At 43.8% G+C, this 18,541-nt stretch carries 19 protein-coding genes; 6 read left to right on the plus strand and 13 right to left on the minus strand.

All coding sequences use genetic code 11. The features are described from left to right. The first annotated feature begins 3 nt into the window (after positions 1–3). From E7Z59_RS03490 to E7Z59_RS03505, 4 genes are all read left to right on the plus strand, one after another. On the plus strand, positions 4–330 hold the full coding sequence (locus tag E7Z59_RS03490) for an iron-sulfur cluster assembly protein (protein ID WP_136334892.1): 327 nt from the start codon (positions 4–6) through the stop codon (positions 328–330). A gap of 102 nt (positions 331–432) precedes the next feature. Continuing rightward, positions 433–798, plus strand: a complete 366-nt coding sequence (locus E7Z59_RS03495) for a four helix bundle protein (RefSeq protein ID WP_136334893.1) — start codon at positions 433–435, stop codon at positions 796–798. Positions 799–826: 28 nt separating this feature from the next. Next, the gene (locus E7Z59_RS03500; protein ID WP_136334894.1) at positions 827–1,330 is read left to right on the plus strand and encodes a DUF2480 family protein; all 504 of its coding nucleotides are present in this window, start codon (positions 827–829) and stop codon (positions 1,328–1,330) included. 84 nt (positions 1,331–1,414) lie between these two features. Further along, positions 1,415–2,344 carry a DUF3078 domain-containing protein gene (locus E7Z59_RS03505; RefSeq protein WP_136334895.1) on the plus strand — a complete coding sequence of 310 codons (930 nt, stop codon included), beginning with the start codon at positions 1,415–1,417 and terminating at the stop codon, positions 2,342–2,344. A 25-nt stretch (positions 2,345–2,369) separates the two neighbouring features. Here the strand turns inward: E7Z59_RS03505 and hflX are convergent, their stop codons facing one another. Then, positions 2,370–3,587 (minus strand): GTPase HflX, encoded by a 1,218-nt coding sequence (hflX, locus tag E7Z59_RS03510; protein WP_136334896.1) that lies wholly within the window; start codon positions 3,585–3,587, stop codon positions 2,370–2,372. Positions 3,588–4,077: 490 nt separating this feature from the next. On the opposite strand from hflX, the gene E7Z59_RS03515 reads away from it, so the two are divergent. Then, complete coding sequence (locus E7Z59_RS03515; RefSeq protein ID WP_168731232.1) at positions 4,078–6,399, plus strand: S8 family serine peptidase; 2,322 nt, start codon at positions 4,078–4,080, stop codon at positions 6,397–6,399. 4 nt (positions 6,400–6,403) lie between these two features. Here E7Z59_RS03515 and E7Z59_RS03520 read toward each other — a convergent pair whose 3' ends face one another. After that, positions 6,404–7,117: a 3'-5' exonuclease gene (locus tag E7Z59_RS03520; protein WP_136334898.1), complete on the minus strand. Its 714-nt coding sequence runs from the start codon at positions 7,115–7,117 to the stop codon at positions 6,404–6,406. Then, entirely contained in the window at positions 7,107–8,267 is a 1,161-nt protein-coding gene (locus E7Z59_RS03525; protein WP_136334899.1) for a serine hydrolase domain-containing protein, read from the minus strand. Before E7Z59_RS03525 ends, E7Z59_RS03520 begins: the two co-directional genes overlap by 11 nt. Positions 8,268–8,434: 167 nt before the next feature. Here E7Z59_RS03525 and E7Z59_RS03530 point away from each other — a divergent pair, with 167 nt between their 5' ends. Beyond that, positions 8,435–9,913 (plus strand): thrombospondin type 3 repeat-containing protein, encoded by a 1,479-nt coding sequence (locus tag E7Z59_RS03530; protein ID WP_136334900.1) that lies wholly within the window; start codon positions 8,435–8,437, stop codon positions 9,911–9,913. A 61-nt stretch (positions 9,914–9,974) separates the two neighbouring features. On the opposite strand, the gene E7Z59_RS03535 is transcribed toward E7Z59_RS03530, so the two are convergent. The 10 genes from E7Z59_RS03535 to hemA are packed head-to-tail and all read right to left on the minus strand — an operon-like array spanning position 9,975 to position 18,423. Then, positions 9,975–10,445 carry a methylated-DNA--[protein]-cysteine S-methyltransferase gene (locus E7Z59_RS03535; RefSeq protein ID WP_136334901.1) on the minus strand — a complete coding sequence of 157 codons (471 nt, stop codon included), beginning with the start codon at positions 10,443–10,445 and terminating at the stop codon, positions 9,975–9,977. After that, positions 10,426–11,535, minus strand: a complete 1,110-nt coding sequence (locus E7Z59_RS03540) for a CNNM domain-containing protein (protein WP_136334902.1) — start codon at positions 11,533–11,535, stop codon at positions 10,426–10,428. The genes E7Z59_RS03535 and E7Z59_RS03540 overlap by 20 nt, the downstream gene beginning before the upstream one ends. Before the next feature lie 52 nt (positions 11,536–11,587). After that, a complete protein-coding gene (locus E7Z59_RS03545; protein ID WP_136334903.1) occupies positions 11,588–12,109 on the minus strand; it encodes a DinB family protein in 522 nt (173 codons plus the stop codon). 10 nt (positions 12,110–12,119) lie between these two features. Further along, the gene (hemB, locus tag E7Z59_RS03550; RefSeq protein WP_136334904.1) at positions 12,120–13,091 is read right to left on the minus strand and encodes a porphobilinogen synthase; all 972 of its coding nucleotides are present in this window, start codon (positions 13,089–13,091) and stop codon (positions 12,120–12,122) included. Positions 13,092–13,109: 18 nt separating this feature from the next. After that, the gene (hemF, locus tag E7Z59_RS03555) at positions 13,110–14,015 is read right to left on the minus strand and encodes an oxygen-dependent coproporphyrinogen oxidase (RefSeq protein WP_136334905.1); all 906 of its coding nucleotides are present in this window, start codon (positions 14,013–14,015) and stop codon (positions 13,110–13,112) included. Between the two features lie 5 nt (positions 14,016–14,020). Beyond that, positions 14,021–14,524, minus strand: coding sequence for a DUF6973 domain-containing protein (locus tag E7Z59_RS03560; protein WP_136334906.1), 504 nt, complete (start codon positions 14,522–14,524; stop codon positions 14,021–14,023). Further along, on the minus strand, positions 14,524–15,549 hold the full coding sequence (gene hemE, locus E7Z59_RS03565) for a uroporphyrinogen decarboxylase (protein ID WP_136334907.1): 1,026 nt from the start codon (positions 15,547–15,549) through the stop codon (positions 14,524–14,526). Before hemE ends, E7Z59_RS03560 begins: the two co-directional genes overlap by 1 nt. Next, on the minus strand, positions 15,546–16,232 hold the full coding sequence (locus E7Z59_RS03570) for a uroporphyrinogen-III synthase (protein ID WP_136334908.1): 687 nt from the start codon (positions 16,230–16,232) through the stop codon (positions 15,546–15,548). Before E7Z59_RS03570 ends, hemE begins: the two co-directional genes overlap by 4 nt. Positions 16,233–16,252: 20 nt before the next feature. Next, entirely contained in the window at positions 16,253–17,173 is a 921-nt protein-coding gene (gene hemC, locus E7Z59_RS03575) for a hydroxymethylbilane synthase (protein WP_136334909.1), read from the minus strand. After that, positions 17,170–18,423, minus strand: coding sequence for a glutamyl-tRNA reductase (gene hemA, locus E7Z59_RS03580; RefSeq protein ID WP_136334910.1), 1,254 nt, complete (start codon positions 18,421–18,423; stop codon positions 17,170–17,172). Before hemA ends, hemC begins: the two co-directional genes overlap by 4 nt. Between the last annotated feature and the right edge of the window lie 118 nt (positions 18,424–18,541).

Genomic DNA, 18,541 nt, shown 5'->3' on the forward strand with positions numbered 1-18,541 from the left:
ATAATGAGTGAAGCCACTATAAATACCACAGAACTGGGAGAAAAGATCGTAAGAGTATTAAAAACCATCTACGATCCGGAGATCCCGGTAGACATCTATGAACTAGGATTGATCTATGATGTTTTCGTTAATGAAGATCACGAGGTTAAGATCCTGATGACCCTGACCACACCCAATTGTCCGGTGGCAGAAACACTGCCTGTAGAAGTCGAGGAAAAGGTAAAGACCATTGACGAGGTAAAAGACGCTATGGTAGAGATCACCTTTGATCCGCCATGGAGCCAGGACCTTATGAGCGAAGAAGCTAAGTTGGAATTAGGATTATTGTAGTAAGCAGTTTGCAGTTAGCCGTTAGCAGTTATGGATGAAAAACTGTAAATCATTAGATTAAGAACTCTGGAATAGATTATATTTATAGAAAATATTCTATAAATGATTCAGAAAGGGTTTGAAAACCTTATTGCATGGCAAAAGGCAAGAGCTGTAAACAAGATGACCTACGAGTTAGGTCAAACAAGTACTTCAAAAAGAGAAACTGTTCTTGAGAAACAATTAAGACGTACCGCTGTTTCAATTTCATCAAATATTGCAGAAGGTTGCGGGCGGCGAAGTAAGAAAGAGTTCATAAGATTTTCAGACATTGCCAAAGGATCATGTAATGAGTTAAAGTCGCAATTGTATTTGGCTGTAGATGTTAATCATATAACTCAAGAGGAATTTGAAGAAACCTTTGCCTTGACTGATGAAGTTTCTAAGGCAATTTTTGGTTTAATGAAGCATCTGGGCAAAACCAAATGAATATATTTTAGCAAACTGCAAACTGAATATGGAAGAAATTCGTAACCGAGTAGCCGAAAGTAAGCTGGTCACCTTCGACCTGGAAGACCACTATCCGAAAGGAGAGCGGGTACAGCTGGATATCAGTCAGTGGCTTTATGAAGGGTTGCTGCTGAGAGAAAAGGAATTCAGGCAAAGTCTTAAAGAAGTGAATTGGCAATCCTACCAGGATGCCTTTGTAGCCTTGCACTGTTCTACCGATGCCATTGTTCCTGCCTGGGCATATATGCTTATCGCAACCTACCTTACTCCTTATGCCCAAAAAACTGTTGTGGGAGATCCTGATCACCTTGAAACAGTGATCTATCAGGAAGTCATCAATGACCTCGATCTGGAATACCTCCGGGACCTTCCTGTGATCGTTAAAGGCTGCTCTAATAAGCCGGTACCTCAAAACGCCTATCTCTTTTTGTTAAGAAAACTTCAGCCGATAGCCAAAACCATTATGTACGGAGAGGCCTGTTCATCGGTGCCTTTGTACAAAAGAAAGTGATTTTTATATTCTCTGACATGTAAGGGTTAGATTTAGTTGTTATTTGATGTCAAATCAGATAGTTATAATCTATACCTATTTCATATGAGATCCGTTTATCTATTCCTTACAGTAGTATTATTTTCTTCTCTTGCCTCCGCGCAGACCATCGAAGAGCTCAAAGCACTCAAAGAACAGAAACAAGACAGTATTAAATTGCTGGAAGATGAGGTGAAATTTCTCACCGAGCAGATCGACAACGTTAAAGGCTGGCAGGTCGGTGCATTGCTCACCGGTGGAATAAGTATCTCTCAGTTCGACAACTGGTACGCCCAGGAGTCACCGAACGTGAATTCCGGTAAGATAGGATTCAATTTCAATGGTTTTGCCAACCTAGACCGGGATGCCTATTTTTGGAAGAACGCCATGAATGTCAATATTCAATGGGTAAAGTTCGATGATAAGAACGACCCTAACGATAATGAAGGTTTTCGGGAGGCCACCGATGTATTTAACGTTAATTCGCTATTCGGCTACAAGCTTTCTGAAAAATTTGCCCTCTCTGCAATGGCAGAATACAGATCGACCCTCCTAAGTAATTTTAATGATCCGGGGTATTTAGACCTGGGGGCAGGGGTTACCTGGTTGGCCATCAAAGATGAGTTGACCATTGTGGTACACCCGCTCAACTACAACTTCGTTTTTAGCTCCTCTGACGATATATTCACCTCTTCGACGGGTGCCAAGGTCATGGCCGATTACTTTAAAAAATGGGGCGACCTGAAGGTGAAATCTAATTTCACAGGATTTTTCAGTTACAAGAGCTCCAATTTTTCCAATTGGACATGGACCAATACCCTGGCCTATACCCTTTGGAAGAATATTGGTTTAGGCTTTGAATTCGGACTTCGTGATAACAAGCAGGAGGCCCTTAACTATGCCATTAATACCCTCGGAATTCCGGATGCCGATTTTGACAATGTAGATAACGCCCTGCAGTCCTACTGGTTGCTGGGTATTAATTTCAGTATTTAAGAGTGATCGGAAGATCGTCTGACCATTAAGTCGGGTCGATCTCTTCATACTCCGGATACAGGAAGTTATTGTAAGGGAATCTGGTAACATGGATCTCCCTTACCGCCTGGTATACCTTCTTTCTGAAATCCTCAAGATTCTCCTTATTTAATGCAGAAATAAATAAGGCATTATCTCCGATCTTGCCCATCCACGTATTTTTCCACTCCTCCAGGGTGAAATGTTTACTGCTTTTTTCGGTAATGAGATCGTCCTCTTCTATCGTCTCGTGGGTATAGGCATCGATCTTGTTAAACACCATGATGGTGGGTTTATCAGCACTTTCAATCTCGTCAAGGATCTTGTTCACCGAGGCAATATGTTCTTCAAAATTCGGATGAGAGATGTCAACCACGTGCAATAAGAGGTCGGCTTCACGAACTTCGTCAAGGGTACTTTTAAACGATTCAACCAGTTGGGTAGGGAGCTTTCGGATAAAACCTACCGTGTCACTCAACAGAAAGGGCAGGTTTCCTATAACCACCTTTCGTACGGTGGTGTCGAGGGTGGCAAAAAGTTTGTTCTCTGCAAAAACATTGCTCTTACTGATCACATTCATAAGCGTAGATTTTCCAACATTGGTATACCCTATCAGGGCGACCCTTACCAGGGCTCCGCGGTTACCTCGCTGAGTTTCCATCTGCTTATCTATCTTGGCGAGCTTTTTCTTAAGCAGGCTGATACGATCTCTTACGATACGACGGTCGGTCTCGATCTCCGTTTCCCCGGGTCCGCGCATACCAATACCCCCTCGTTGACGTTCAAGGTGAGTCCATAATCCGGCAAGTCTGGGAAGTAAATATTGATATTGAGCTAACTCTACCTGGGTGCGGGCGTAGCTGGTCTGTGCTCGTTGGGCAAAAATGTCGAGAATAAGACTGGTTCGGTCAAGTACTTTACACCGCAGTATGCGTTCAATGTTCTTTTGCTGGGCCGGAGAAAGTTCGTCGTCAAAAATAACCGTACCTATATCATTGGCCTTGACGAAATTTTCAACTTCTTCCATTTTACCTGTCCCAATAAATGTTTTCGGGTTGGGAATATCGATCTTTTGAGTAAATCGGCCTTCTACCTGCCCTCCGGCGGTAAAAGCTAAAAATTCCAATTCATCCAGGTACTCTTTAGATTTTTCTTCGTCCTGCTCCTGGTTGACCACCCCAATGAGCACTACTTTCTCATAATCTAATGTCTTCTTTTCTAGCATAGTTCTGTTTCTGCTGCAAAGGTACAGAAATGAAAGATTATTCATTTTGACTGAGGACAAAGAATATTTAGGGTAGGTTGTACCGGAAAGAAGACATGTTGAAAACGAATGGGTTGTTAAATGGTGAAGGGGTTAAGATTGAAACCTTCCTTGCTGCAGAAACGACTATACAGATCAAAAACAGTATTAAATCCTTCATTTTCTCAGGAACATACAGGCTTTCTATCAATTGCCAATACTTACCCATGAAAGAAAAAAACTACATTAATAGTGCATTTCATCGAAAAAATATTGCTTTTTATCTGTATTTGTAAGTAAAGTTCTACATTAGAGTTACCCCAAATTTTAATTTATGAATAACCACCGGACAAAGCTCTTGGTAATTTCGGCTCTGTGTTTATGGTCTTTTCTGGGATCGCACGCGCTATTTTCTCAAAATACATCGACGTATTCTGAGAGATCGCATACCCCAAATCAAGATCTGCGTGCGATGGCTGCTAAATTTAAAAAGCGTGCCATAGCCAATAAATCTGAAGCAGTAAAAAAAGCCCGTGCTCACGGATGGAAAGTTACCGAAGAGCTTCCCGGCGGTGGTTATCGCGAATTACAGAAAGTGGGGCCGGGAGGAACCCCCATTTATAAGGAGTCCTTTAATGAAGTAGTGGTAAAAGGAAACAGAACAAACTTTTTATCAAGAGACTTTTCCGATCATTTTGGAGTTGACGGTACAGGGATGACCATAGGAATATGGGATGGCGGTAAAGCCCTGCCTGACCATCAGGAATTTGATGATCGGTTTAGTGTGGGTGACAATGCCAGAAGAGTAAGTGGTCATGCCACCCATGTTTTAGGAACGGCCATAGCCGCCGGGGTAGATCCTCAGGCAAAGGGAGTGGCCTTTAATGCCAATGGGCAGTCTTTTGACTGGAATCAGGATGAAGGAGAGGCGGCAGAGGCTGCTGCCAATGGATTATTGATATCCAATCATTCGTACGGATTAAGCGGGAGGAATTTACCCGATTGGTATTTTGGTTCTTATGTAAATCAGGCTCAGGACTGGGATGAAATCATGCATGCTGCACCCTACTACCTGATGGTTACCGCAGCAGGGAATTCACAACATCTTGAATATAATGATGAGCCCTTGACGGGAACGGCCGCGGATGGTTATGATCTTCTGCTCGGATTTGCTCTTTCGAAGAACGGTTTGACCGTGGCGGCGGCAGATCAGCTTGAGGTTAATGCAAATGGAGAATTGCTCAGTGCTGATATAGCCTACTTCAGTAATTTCGGCCCGGCCGATGATGGCCGTATCAAGCCGGATATTACCGGAGCAGGGGTCAATGTTTATTCTGCATACGACGAGGGGGAAGACAGTTATAAAACCCTCTCAGGTACCTCCATGGCCTCCCCGGGTGTAGCGGCTTCCCTGTTGCTGTTACAACAGTACTACCATATTGCTTTTGGAGATTATATGAAGGCTGCTACTTTAAAAGGTCTGGTGCTGCACACAGCCGACGAAGCCGGAGATTTTCCCGGACCGGATGCAAGATTCGGATGGGGTATCATTAACAGTAAACGCGCTGCAGAAACTATAGATGCTGTGGGTGTAAATACACGTATCGATGAAAATCAGTTGGGCAATGGGGAAGAATTTGCTATGAACGTTACCGCCCGTGAAGGGGAAACCTTTTCGGTTTCTTTGAGTTGGACAGATCCGGCCTATTCAGGAAAAATGCATGGCCGGGTTAACGATTCTACCAGGGTACTGATGAACGACCTTGATGTTCGTGTTATAAAGGGAGATGAGGTGTTTTATCCATGGAGGTTGAGTTTAAGTGATATCAGGGGAGGAGCAAAGAAAGGAGATAATAGGGTAGACCCCTTTGAGAAGATCGAAATAGAAAATGCATCCGGAGAATATAAGATCGTTGTTTCGCACAAAGGTGAGTTGGTGAATATATCTCAGGACTTTTCATTGATCGTTACAGGGGTGGCTGAATCCGGCTGCTCAACGGTTGTACCCTCGAACACTATAGTAGAAGAGGTGTTGATCAATGAGGCAGTAGTAAGCTGGGACCTGGAGAAAGACGCTTATTATGAAGTTCGTTATAAAAAATCTTCAGACGATAACTGGTTATCAAAGATGGTTGATGAGAACCGTATATCACTTTCCTCCCTGGAAGAAAACACCGAATATATGCTGGAAGTGCGCACGGTTTGTTCTGCTTTGATGGGATCAGAATATGCCAAGGCAGTGGTCTTTACTACCAAGCCCTCAGAAAATAATACAGATGACCCTGTTGACAACCCTGGAGATACCCCTGTGGATAATCCTGTAGACAATCCGGGAGATACTCCCGGCGATGATCCAGTGAGCGACCCTGTGGATAATCCGTTTGAAGTCCCTATAGATGGGCCGGCAGACAATCCCGGAGAAGTGGCACCTGAGGTACCAGAGATCGGAGATGCTCCAAACCCTGATGAACCCTTGGGAGAAGTAGTTCGTGAAGAGGATCCATCTGAGGTTGGCTGGGGTGATGATGATGATTACTATGGAGTCATAAATGACCCTGAAGCTGTTCCTGAAGAAGATATAATTATTATAAAGAGTAACGAATCGCAAACCATTTCTCTTTCCGGAAATACTAATGGCTTAGGAGCTTATTTTATGACCGATGCGGTTGGGAGGGTTATAGCAGAAGGACAGGATGCTTCAAACCCCATATCGATCGCATCTTTAAGTTCCGGCATGTATATCCTCGTTTATGAGGTGGGTACAGAAAGGGCATTTAAAAAGTTCATCAAATAGTTAGCTATACATGCTTTATGGCCTGGGGTGTCAGGAGATCCTCACCCCTCAGGCGTAAAAGCACCTGCGCTGTGGCCACCACATCTTTTTCGCAATAGGTCACGATTCGATCCAGGTCATTCTCCCGGTAATATACCTGGCTAACCATGCTTCCATCAATATCGTCTTTTGGCGATGGGATACCCAAAACATTAGTGAGAAGTTTTAGTGATGTATAATGCTTGAAGTCTCCGAATTTCCAGAGGTCCATAGTATCCAAGTGGGGAATCTCCCAAGGTTTCTTGCCAAACAGGTTAAGTTTCTCCGGTAAAGAAATACCTAGTATGAGCATACGTCTTGCTATATAAGGAAAATCGAATTCCTTGGCATTGTGTCCGCAAAGGATCTTTTGCGGGCCGTAATAATGGGTTTCCAGAAGATTTTTAAACTCCATTAAAAGTTCTTTTTCTTCCCCGAAGAATGAAGTGGTTCGAAACTGCCGTTCTCCGTTTTTCACCGTGAAGAAGCCTACGGAGATACATACAATTTTCCCGAATTCAGCCCAGATGCCGGCCCTTTCATAAAACTCTTCAGGACTTTGATCTTCCTTGCGTTGATATCGCGATTTATGTGCCCAAAGATCCTGTTTAACAGGGTCCAGATCATCGTATTTTTCGGTTTCAGGTACCGTTTCTATGTCCAGGAATAAAATATGATCTAAGGGGAGTTTATGAAGCATTGTTCAGAATTTTATAGGCTTCCTCAATATATATGTAGGTATCTGCTCTGAAAGGATCGTTTTCTTTTTTAGGGGCAGCCTGATGGCCCAGCCTTACGATCATGATATTGTCTTCAGGCTGTACAATAACGTATTGACCTAGATGCCCGCGTAGCATAAAAAAGTCTTTTCCCATATGGTTCAACAGCCAGAGTCCATACCCGTACTCGGTATCCTCGGGAAATCTTGGCACAATAGAGCGTTTGGCGAAATCTTCCGGTAAAATACGTTTGTCATTCCACAGCCCTCCATCTTTGTAAAGCTTCCCGAACCTTGCAAAATCCCTGGCAGATGCAGCTACACAACAATAGGCTTTTTCCATCCCGGAGTCTTCGCTGTCTAATTGCCATAAGGCGTCATGTTCGGCTCCCATAGGTTTCCAGAAATGCTCTGAGATATATTCAGAAAGGGTCGATCCTGTAGCCTTTTGAAGGACCATGGCTAACAACTGGGTGTTTCCACTGAGATATTTAAACTTTTTTCCGGGTTGTTCAACCACTTTAAGATCTTTAATGATAGGGGCAAGCGATTCGTCAAAATAAGCTCTGGTGGTCACCGAGAATGGAGAATAATATGACTCATCCCAATTAAGTCCACTCGACATGCTTGACAGATCTCCTACCGTCATTTCTCCGGCGAGACCTTCTTTGAATTCGGGGAAAAAATCACCTACAGGTTGGTCCAGGCTTTTAATACTGCCCTCCATAAGGGCATGCCCTAACATGGCCGAGACAAATGATTTGGCCATAGAGAAGGAGTTGCTTTTACTGTTCTCGTTATAGCCATCAAAATAATTCTCATATCTCAGGCTGTCATTTTGGAAGATGAGAAATGCCACCGTACCGAATTCGCTATGAGTTTCCATGAGACGATCATTGGGTTCGCCAAGATTATAATGTTTATGTTCAGGCCAGGGTTGCGGGGTATCGGGTGCTTCTACCACCCGGTTGTCAAAATGTTTATAGTCGTCAAGGTAGGCGGTTTTATGTCCTTCCATATAAATAACCCTGGCGGCAGTGAGCAGGTAATCGTAGTTAAAAGCATAAAGTGAGATCACCAAAAGGAGTAGTAGGGCGGTTATGAATTTAAATAGGTTTTTAAGCAGTTTCATCAGTTAAATTTAGGTTGGATTAAATATACCTATTAATCACAAAAATTTTTCAGGTTGATTCTTTTTCTCTTTCAGACGTAGGTTTAAAACTGTAGTTAATCGTATAAAACCCACAAAATCAGGAATTTACAGAGCGGTTTTCATTTTATTTTGTTAAACTTTGCAGCATGAAACTTAAACTTTTTCCTGCATTTAAGACGATCGTTTTTGCACTATTTACAGTAATGAGCATCACCCTTTCCTGCGGCAAGGATGATGTTATTCCGGATAACGAAAACCCAGAACAAACAGAAACTCCTATTCCACCTGATGATGATAAAGGTTCCGGGGACGATGCTTCGGGTGGTGGCGATTCAGGAGGTTCTGATGGTGGTAATGGAGGAGACGGGAGTAGTGGCTCCGGCGGTGGTGATGGTTCTGCAGGCAATGATGACGATAAGGACGGTATTGCCAATGACCTTGATCAGTGCCCGGAATCGCCCGAGGGAGCCAGTGTGAATGAGCAAGGCTGTGCGGAAAGTCAGTTGGATGACGACAATGATGGCATCAGCAACGATTTGGATCAATGTCCTGAAACCCCCGAGGGATCCAGTGTGAATGGGCAGGGTTGTGCCGAAAGTCAATTAGATGATGATAATGATGGCATCAGCAACGATTTGGATCAATGTCCTGAAACTCCTGAGGGAGCTAATGTGAATGAACAAGGTTGTGCGGAAAGTCAATTGGATGATGACAATGATGGTGTCAGCAACGATTTAGATCAATGCCCTGAAACGCCTGAGGGTATTGATGTGAATGCTCAAGGATGTGCAGCAAGTCAGTTGGATGATGATAATGATGGTATCAGCGACGATGTAGATCAATGTCCTGAAACCCCTGAGGGAGCTAATGTGAATGCTGAGGGATGTGCAGCAAGTCAGTTGGATGATGATAACGATGGTATCAGCAATGATTCTGATCAATGCCCTAATACTCCTGAAGGTGCTTCGGTAAATTCACAGGGATGTCTTTTGAATCCAGATTGTAATGATCCATCTTCATATATTTTCCAGGAGTCTGATGGACTGGTACTCGTTGAATTCGAGGCTGCTGTTTTTCCTGAAGGGTGGGTACTTAAAAATGATTTACCAGGTATTTCCGGATCAGGATATATGGTTTGGGAAAATCGTCAATATTTCAATCAACCCGGTAATGGTAGCACTTCGTATAGAATTAACATCTCAGCACCGGGCACTTATCGCTTTATTTGGAAGTCGGCCGTTACAATTGGTGACAAGGGTTCTGAGCATAATGATACCTGGCTGCGTTTTGCCGATGCAGCCGACTTTTATGGAGAAAAAGACGGCCTAAGGGTATATCCTTTAGGTACCGGAAAGGAGCCTAACCCCGAGGGTGCATCTGGCGATGGCTGGTTAAAGGTGTATCGGGGAGGTGGTGACCTTGGATTTAAATGGCAGGCAAAAACCAGTGATAACGATCCCCATGATGTCTTTGTTGTTTTTGATGCTCCGGGCGTTTACACCATGGAAGTTTCCGCAAGATCTACAGGGCATGGAATTGATAAGTTTGCATTATTCAATAATTCAGTTTCTATAAGTAAGGTGAGAAATGAGGTCTTCGATTTCAGTGAAATAAATTGTAACTGATGCCTCTCAAACTCAATTGAGGGGTTAAAGGGATAGTCAATTTTATCGGCTAATATCCAGGTTAAAATAGCGTGGTTTGTGAAAACCCTTGTTCATGAGATAGCAACCATTTCTTTCTCCAGAGGCCGCCTGCATATCCGGTAAGTGAGCCATCGCTGCCAATCACCCTGTGGCACGGAATAATGATCCATAACGGGTTCTTTCCATTGGCGGCAGCCACGGCCCTGATCGCTTTAATATCTCCGAGTTTTTTTGAAAGTTCGGCATACGAGACCGTAGAACCATAGGGAATTTTTTCAAGAGCCGTCCAAACAGACCTTTGAAAGGGGGTGCCCTTTGGAACCAGCTGAAGCGAAAAGGTGGTGCGTTGCCCGTTAAAATATTCAGTGATCTGACGGATGGGTTCCTCAAGACAGGGCGGGATGTTTGTATGAGTAGCCTCTTCTTCTGAAAGTGTAAAGCGGCTTAATCCTTGTTCGGTACCCTCCAGAATAGCAGTTCCTATAGGGGTGTTAATCGATGCCCGGTACATTGTCTTCCGTTTCTTCCGGGTTTTCAAGTATTCCCATTCGCTCGGCCCGAATTTGCCAGTTACGACGAGCCAGTAATTGCAAGTCTTCTACATTATCGCTCTCATCAACGATCTCCAGCCCTAACAGTGTTTCAATGATATCTTCCATGGTCACCAGACCTCCAATAGAGCCATATTCATCTACTACGAGGGCAATATGATCCTTGTTTTCAATAAACTTCTCAAACAATTTAGGAATAGGGATATTTCGTTTGGCTACCAAAATGTCTCTTTTGAGAGCGCTGAGCTTTTCTTTTCCGTTCCCGTTGATCATTTCTTCCAGTACCTGGTCTTTTAAAACAAAACCTGTGATATTGTCGGGTTTGTCTTGATAGATAGGTATTCGGGAAAATCGCAATTGCGGATTTTCTTCAAAGAACTTTTCAATGGGTTGATCTTCCGAGGCAGTTTTCATGACCGTTCTCGGAGTCATGATATCTTTTGCTTGTATCTGGTTAAACTGAACCAGGTTTTTGATCACCTTAGATTCTGATTCCTCAAAAACTCCTTCTTCATGTGCGATATCTGCCATGGCTGTAAAATCTTCCCGCTGAAAAACAGAGGCATGGGCACCTTTTCCTCCAATAAGTTTAGTGGTAAGCTGCATAAACCAAAGGAGACCGGTGTATTTTAAGGGAATGATTAGAAGTTTTAGGGTCTTTGCCGTAAAATTGGCCAGCTGTTTCCAATAGGTGGCCCCAAGGGTTTTTGGTATGATCTCAGAAACCACAAGGATCAGAAATGTCATGATGGCCGAAACTACACCCACCATGTTAACACCGAAAAAATCGATGGAATAAGGCAGCTTTTCAGCCTGAACTCCCACCAGGATAGCTCCCACAGTATGGGCAATGGTATTAAGGGTAAGTATGGCAATCAAGGGTTGATCAATATCTTTTTTTAACTCCTCAAGTGTAAAGGCATACCCCTTTCCTTCCTGTTTCAATACATTAATGTACGTGGGTGTGATGCTTAAGAACACAGCTTCCAGGATGGAACACAGGAATGAGAAAAAAATAGAAAGCAGGGCAAATAAAATGAGTAAGGTCATTTGAGTGGTAGTTGCTTTATAGCTAATTTACTAATAAAATAGAGAATGCCTGTTACCAACCGCTATATCTGGGCGGCTCTATGTTTAACAGGTTCATATAAACAATTAATTGGCCCCGGTGATGGGTTACATGGTCTTGCAGTAAGTTTAGAATTTGCAGCCGTGTTTTAGGGCCTGCAAAAAACTCCACCTCTTCCTGAAGCCTTGCAGGATCTGAAGCCTCTACAAGAGTGGCAACCCTCTTAAAACTTTCCTTGAGTGCAAGTACGAGCTCTTGCTTGCTTGAGGGGTTCTCCTTATTGGGAGATTTTACATCGTTTGTATTGAAATAAGTATCACCCAGCCAAAGCATATTAGAACGGATATGGAGTAATTGCTCTCTGATGGTCATCTGTCTTGACGTTGGTCGATACTCCATGGAAGAATCAGGAATTTGTTCTGCCATCTCAATGAGATATGCAGATGAGTTATTCCACTTTTCAAGAAAGGCAGCTTTTACCTCGGCCTTCTGAGAGTATCCTGAAATATTCATGCTGAGAATTATGATGAGGGTTAGCAGGCTAAATTTAGACATCAATGGTGGTTTATAATAATTCGGCGATGTTTTTAGCAAAATAAGTTGCAATGATATCAGCTCCTGCACGTTTTATGGCGGTGGCTTGCTCCATCATGACAGCATCGTGATCCAGCCAGCCTTTTTCTGCTGCCGCCTTGATCATAGCGTATTCTCCACTTACCTGGTACACTGCCACGGGTACTGTAACCTGTTCCCTGATATCACGAACAATATCTAAATAACACAACCCTGGTTTGACCATGACGATATCGGCTCCCTCTTCAATGTCCATAAAGGTTTCCCGCAGGGCTTCCATCCTGTTGGCCGGATCCATCTGATATGTTTTTTTGTCTCCAAATCCCGGTGCCGAATCCAAGGCATCACGGAAGGGGCCGTAGAATGCGGAGGCGTATTTAGCACTGTAGCTCATGATGCCGGTATCATAAAAGCCCTCAGTCTCTAATGCCTGTCTGATCCCATAGATTCGTCCGTCCATCATATCACTGGGTGCAACAAAGTCGGCACCTGCCCGGGCATGACTTACGGCCATTTGTGACAGTACTTCCACAGTGGGGTCATTTAAGATCTTTCCGTTCTCTACGATGCCGTCATGTCCGTAACTGGAGTAGGGGTCAAGGGCTACATCGGTATATACATGCATTTCAGGAACAGTTTCCTTGACCATCTTAATAGCACGCTGCATTAAACCATCAGGGTTGAGGGCTTCAGTTCCCTTGTTGTCTTTAAGGTTGTCAGGTACCTTCACGAACAGGAGTACTGAGCGCAGGCCTCTTTGGTATAAATCCTGTATTTCTTTTTTTAACAGATCCAGGCTATACCTGTAATATCCAGGCATGGAAGCAATTTCTTCTTTTACCTGCTTGCCCTCTGTGATAAAAAGAGGTACCATAAGATTGGCAGGAGAGAGGGTCGTTTCTCTTACCATGGAGCGGATGGCTTCAGTGGTTCTTAGTCTTCGGTTTCTGCGTAAAGGATACATGAGTTGATGTTTTTAAATTCAGGAAACCCAGGTTACAGGGTTTTCAAGTACTTTAATGAGTTTTTCTTCTTCTGAACCCGGTTCAGGATGGTGGTCATAGACCCATTGTACGTGAGGAGGTAAGCTCATGAGGATACTTTCAATTCGTCCGTTGGTTTTAAGTCCAAATAAGGTACCCTTGTCGTGGACGAGGTTAAATTCAACATACCTCCCTCTTCGTATCTCCTGCCAGGTTCTGTTCTTGGGTGTAAAAGGAAGGTCTTTCCTTTTTTCTACAATAGGAACATAAGCCTTTAAAAAACTGTCTCCAACTTCGGTAACAAAGCTGTACCAGTCTGAGATAGACATGTTCTCATTGGCCCTGCAGTAATCGAAAAACAACCCGCCAATTCCTCTTGCTTCATTACGGTGACTATTAAAGAAGTAGTTGTCGCACTTTTCCTTAAAGTCTTTATAGAAATCAGGGTGATGCTGATCACAGGCCGTTTTGCAGACGGTATGAAAATGCTCGGCATCTTCTTCAAAGAGGTAATAAGGAGTAAGGTCCTGTCCGCCTCCAAACCAACTATCGATCACCTTCCCGTCTTTGTCGTACATTTCAAAATATCTCCAGTTGGCATGTACGGTAGGTACAAAGGGATTTTTCGGGTGGATCACAAGGCTCAATCCACAGGCGAAGAAATCAACATCTCCCACCTTAAAATATTGCTGCATTGCCGGAGGTAGCGGGCCGTGCACGGCAGATATATTTACACCTCCTTTTTCGAAAACATTGCCATTTTCAATAACACGGGTGCGACCGCCACCGCCGCCCTCTCGATTCCATAGATCTTGTTGAAATTTTGCTTTTCCGTCTATTTGCTCCAGCGATTGAGTGATCTCATCCTGCAGCTTTTGAATATATGCGTAAAACTGATCTTTCATTTTTGCTATGTGTTAAGATACAACAATTGAAGAGGGGCATGATTCATGGTCATTTGAGAGTCCTTCAATTTTTTTGCATCCTTCAACAAAGGTAATAAGGCTTGAGTGATTTGTTGATTTTTTACTGGTTTCTTCCCGAATTTTTCACGGTATAAGAGCCTTCCTGTTTGGTTATTGTGCAGGTCCATTGCCCTGGCAAGATCGCGATTGGGAGAAAAATCTTCATGCCAGTCGGTAAGTTCTTTTGCCCATGCCTCAGAAGTCATGGAATTGCTGCAACATAGTAAGGCATTGCGTACCAAAAGCATATTCCATAAGGCGTGTCTGAAAGCATTGGCCTTATTGTCTTTATGATGGGTGTTTCCAAACTTGCGGTCACAAATGGAAACACATTGCCAGGTAGCCGGAAGAGCGCTTAAAAAAAGAATGGGGTGTCGGAAAAAAAATCCGGCCACCCCTTTAAGTTGTCTCCATTGAATGATCCTTAAAAGTTTTAAGGGGGCGTTCATCAGGAGTTGTATTCTTTAACTGCCTCTATAAAGGCTTTTGCATGGTCTACCGGTACCGTGGGTAAAATACCGTGCCCCAGGTTCACCACGTATTTATCTTTTCCGAAGCGATCGATCATTTCGTGAACCATCTTTTTAAGCTGAGGAATGGGTGTAAACAACCTGGAAGGATCAAAATTTCCCTGTAGGGTGATGTTGCCTCCGGTAAGTTTTCTTGCCGTCTCAGGAGAGCAGGTCCAATCTACTCCAAGGGCGCTGGCCTTGCTTTTTGCCATGGTGTCCATGGCGAACCAGCAGCCTTTTCCAAATACAATAACTTCCGTTAAAGGAGATAAGGCTTCGACGATCTGGTTGATATAAGGCCAGGAAAATTCCTGGTAGTCTTCCGGTGATAGCATTCCTCCCCAGGAATCAAAAACCTGAACGGCATTCACCCCCGTGGCTACCTTTTTCTTCAGGTAGGCAATAGTGGTATCAGTGATCTTTTGGAGGAGTTGGTGGGCTGCCTCGGGTTGCGAGAAACAAAAGCTTTTTGCAGTATCAAAACTTTTTGAACCCTTACCTTCTACGGCATAACAAAGAATGGTCCAGGGAGAACCGGCAAATCCGATCAGTGGAACTTCATCATTAAGCATTTCCTTGGTAAGCTTTATGGCGTCCATCACATAACCGAGGGTTTCATCGATATCCGGAACAATAACCTGATCAACATCTTTTGCAGAACGAATTGGCGAAGGCAGCCAAGGGCCTACTCCTGCTTTCATTTCTACCTCGATGTTCATCGCCTGGGGAATTACCAGGATGTCTGAGAAGAGGATAGCGGCATCGGGTTTAACGATCCGGATGGGTTGTACAGTGATCTCGGCTGCGAGCTCCGGAGTACGGCATCGGGTAAAAAAGTCGTATTTTTCTTTTAAAGCCATAAACTCGGGCAGGTATCTCCCGGCCTGTCGCATCATCCATACCGGTGGTCTGGAAACCTCTTCTCCTTTCAGGGCTTTTAAAAACAGATCGTTCTTTATCATATTCGTGGGTCTAAATTGTGGTCTTTTTGTTTCTTAAAATACTTGATTACCTCAAGAATAAGGCGTTCTGCGGTGGGGGTGTTTGCTATTACTGTTTCTGCATGATGCTTATCGAGGCTTTTTGCTGTGGTGGGCCCAATACAAAAGGCGATCGAATCGTTCAGGGTGTTTTCTTGCAGATAGGATGCCACAGCACTTGGGCTGAAGAACAGTATTCCGTCAAATTTACCGGGTGCCTTAGCCGGGTTTAAAACGGTTTCATACACATGTATCTCCGTCAAGGGTGTGTCATTGTTGCTTAGCATTTCGGGAAGTTCGTTTCTTCTTGAGTCCGTGCCAAAGAAATGAAAGTTTTCGCCCCGGTACTTCTCGATCAATATCCGGGCAAGTGCCGCTCCTGATTCTGCGCAAACCTCCGGGCTATAACCTGCTTCCCTGAGGGCTGCAGCTGTTTTTTGACCAACACAAAAACACTTCCCGATCTTTATTCCCCTCTCCACCAAAGGGTCAATAGCATTCATACTGGTTATAATGCCCTTTTCTACAAAGGCCGGTGCAGTAAAATTAACGGGGTTGGTCTTGATAAATGAATGTTCCACCACTGCAAATCCCGCATGCAAAAGGCGCTCCTTCTGCGGGGGCGTCAAAACCTTCGTGCTGAGAATGCGAATGGGTTTACTCATGGCTTACAGAACTATGTGCCCTAGTTGGCTAAGGCTTTCTTAATTTTTTTCATAATGGCGTCTCCACCATTCATTAAAATTTCCCTTGCGCAAATGGCTCCGAGGCCTTCTATATTTTCGATGAGCACCTTCTTTTCAATTTCTGCCTTCTGTTTTCCGTTAAGGGAGTGAAGAACCCCTTTAAAATGAAGATAATCAACATCTACGGTAGCAAGGGCTCCGATAGGTGCGGTACAACCTCCTTCAAGGGTTCTCAGAAAATCACGTTCAATGGTCGTGCAGATATCTGTTTCGTAATCGTTCAGTTTATGCAATACCTTGAGCAAGGCTTGGTCTTTTTCCAGGGCTGCTATCATCATAGCCCCTTGCGCGGGAGCAGGAACCATCCAGTCCAGGGAGATGGCATTTTCCGGTTTCAGGTTAATGCGTTCCAGACCAGCTGAGGCAAAAATAGCGCCATCCCATGGGTTTTCTTCGAGTTTCCTCATCCTGCTGTTCACATTTCCCCTGAGGTCAGATACCTGATGCTTTGGGTACCTGCTTAACCATTGGGCCTTTCTCCTGAGACTTCCGGTGGCTATATGACCTTTTTTACTGTCCAGGAATTCAGTGCCGTTCTTTACTACCAGGATATCGTTCGAATTGGCGCGCTTGAGTACAGCTGCTTTGACGATGCCTGAAGGCAGGGCCGTGGGCACGTCTTTCATGCTGTGCACGGCTATGTCGATCTCTTCTTTGAGCAGGGCAACATCAAGGGTTTTTGTGAAGATTCCTGTAATACCCAACTCGTATAAAGGTTTGTCAAGAACAATATCTCCTGTTGATTTTACCGGCACCAGCGATGTTTGGTACCCCAGGGCCTCTAATTTCTGCTGCACATGCCTGGCCTGCCACATGGCTAACTCGCTGTCGCGAGTACCAATTCGTATTATTTTATTCATTTAGAAGTTTCTAGTTGAAACACTTTCTTGATAAGTTCAATGCTTTCATCCGAGCTGTTCGGACTTTCCCGCAGATGGTTGGCAAAATGTGTGGTGATTTTTTGTATGATACGATCACTGAGGATCTCAGCGTGTTCGTCGTTGAAGTCCTTGATCTTTTTGCGCTGATTGTCAATCTCTGCTTCCTGGATTGATTTGAGCTTCTTTTTCAAAGCTTTGATGGTCGGAGCAAATTTTCTGGTCTCCAGCCATTTTTTGAAATCACCCTCTACCTCTGAAATGATCGCTTCGGCTTTTGGAATGTATTTTTCCCGACGTTTCAGAGTATCATCGGTCATTTTGGATAATTGATCCAGGTGTACCAGGGTTACATTCTCTAAGTTACCGACATTATCATCAACGTTTCTTGGAATGGAAAGGTCAAGTACCAGTAAAGGTTTTGAAGTATGGATCAGGTCGCCTGATACCGTGGGGTGTTGTGCCCCCGTAGCCACGACCAAAACATCGGCTTTTCGTATCTCTTCCTGCAATTCTCCGTACTCCTTTACCAGAAGATTGAACTTTCCGGCCACCTTTTCTGCTTTATCCCGTGTACGATTGATCAGTACAATATGATCGTTGTCTGTATGCTTTACCAGGTTTTCACAGGTATTTCTTCCGATCTTTCCGGTTCCGAATAAAAGAATGTTCTTTTCTGAAATATTAGGAACCTTAGACAGGATATATTGAACCGAAGCAAAGGCTACTGAAGTGGCTCCCGAAGATAATTCGGTTTCATTCTTAATTCGTTTGCTGGCCTGGATAACCGAGTTGCACAAACGTTCCAGGAAATGGTTAGTCATATCTTCTTCCCGGGAGGCATAAAAACCTTGTTTGATCTGGCTTATGATCTCAAAATCTCCCAGGATCTGGCTGTCAAGACCTGTTCCTACCCGAAACATATGGTTGATAGCCTCATAGTTTTTGTAAACGTATCCTACCTTTTGAAACTCCTCTACCGTTCCCTGGGTGTTCCCGCAAAGTAATTGAATAAGCTGAAAAGGGTGTTGTGCAAAACCGAATAATTCGGTTCTGTTACAGGTAGAAGTAACAAGAATACCGTCAATACCTGATGATTTTGCCTGACGCAATAAATTAGTTCTCGATTCTTCGTTGAGACTGAAAATACCGCGTGTATGCACATCGGCTTTTTTATAACTCAATCCTACGACGTAAAACGAACTGTGTTTAGAGATGTTATATGCCTTCATTCAGTTAATTCCGAATTGAACTGCAAAAATATGACGACTGTCAGTAAAAAAATAACGCTGAAAGTACTTTTTATATCGCTGTAAGTGATTTGCCTGTTTTTTACGTATAATTTATCCG

The sequence above is a fragment of the Robertkochia marina genome, from assembly GCF_004799345.1.
In the GTDB taxonomy this organism is placed as follows: domain Bacteria; phylum Bacteroidota; class Bacteroidia; order Flavobacteriales; family Flavobacteriaceae; genus Robertkochia; species Robertkochia marina.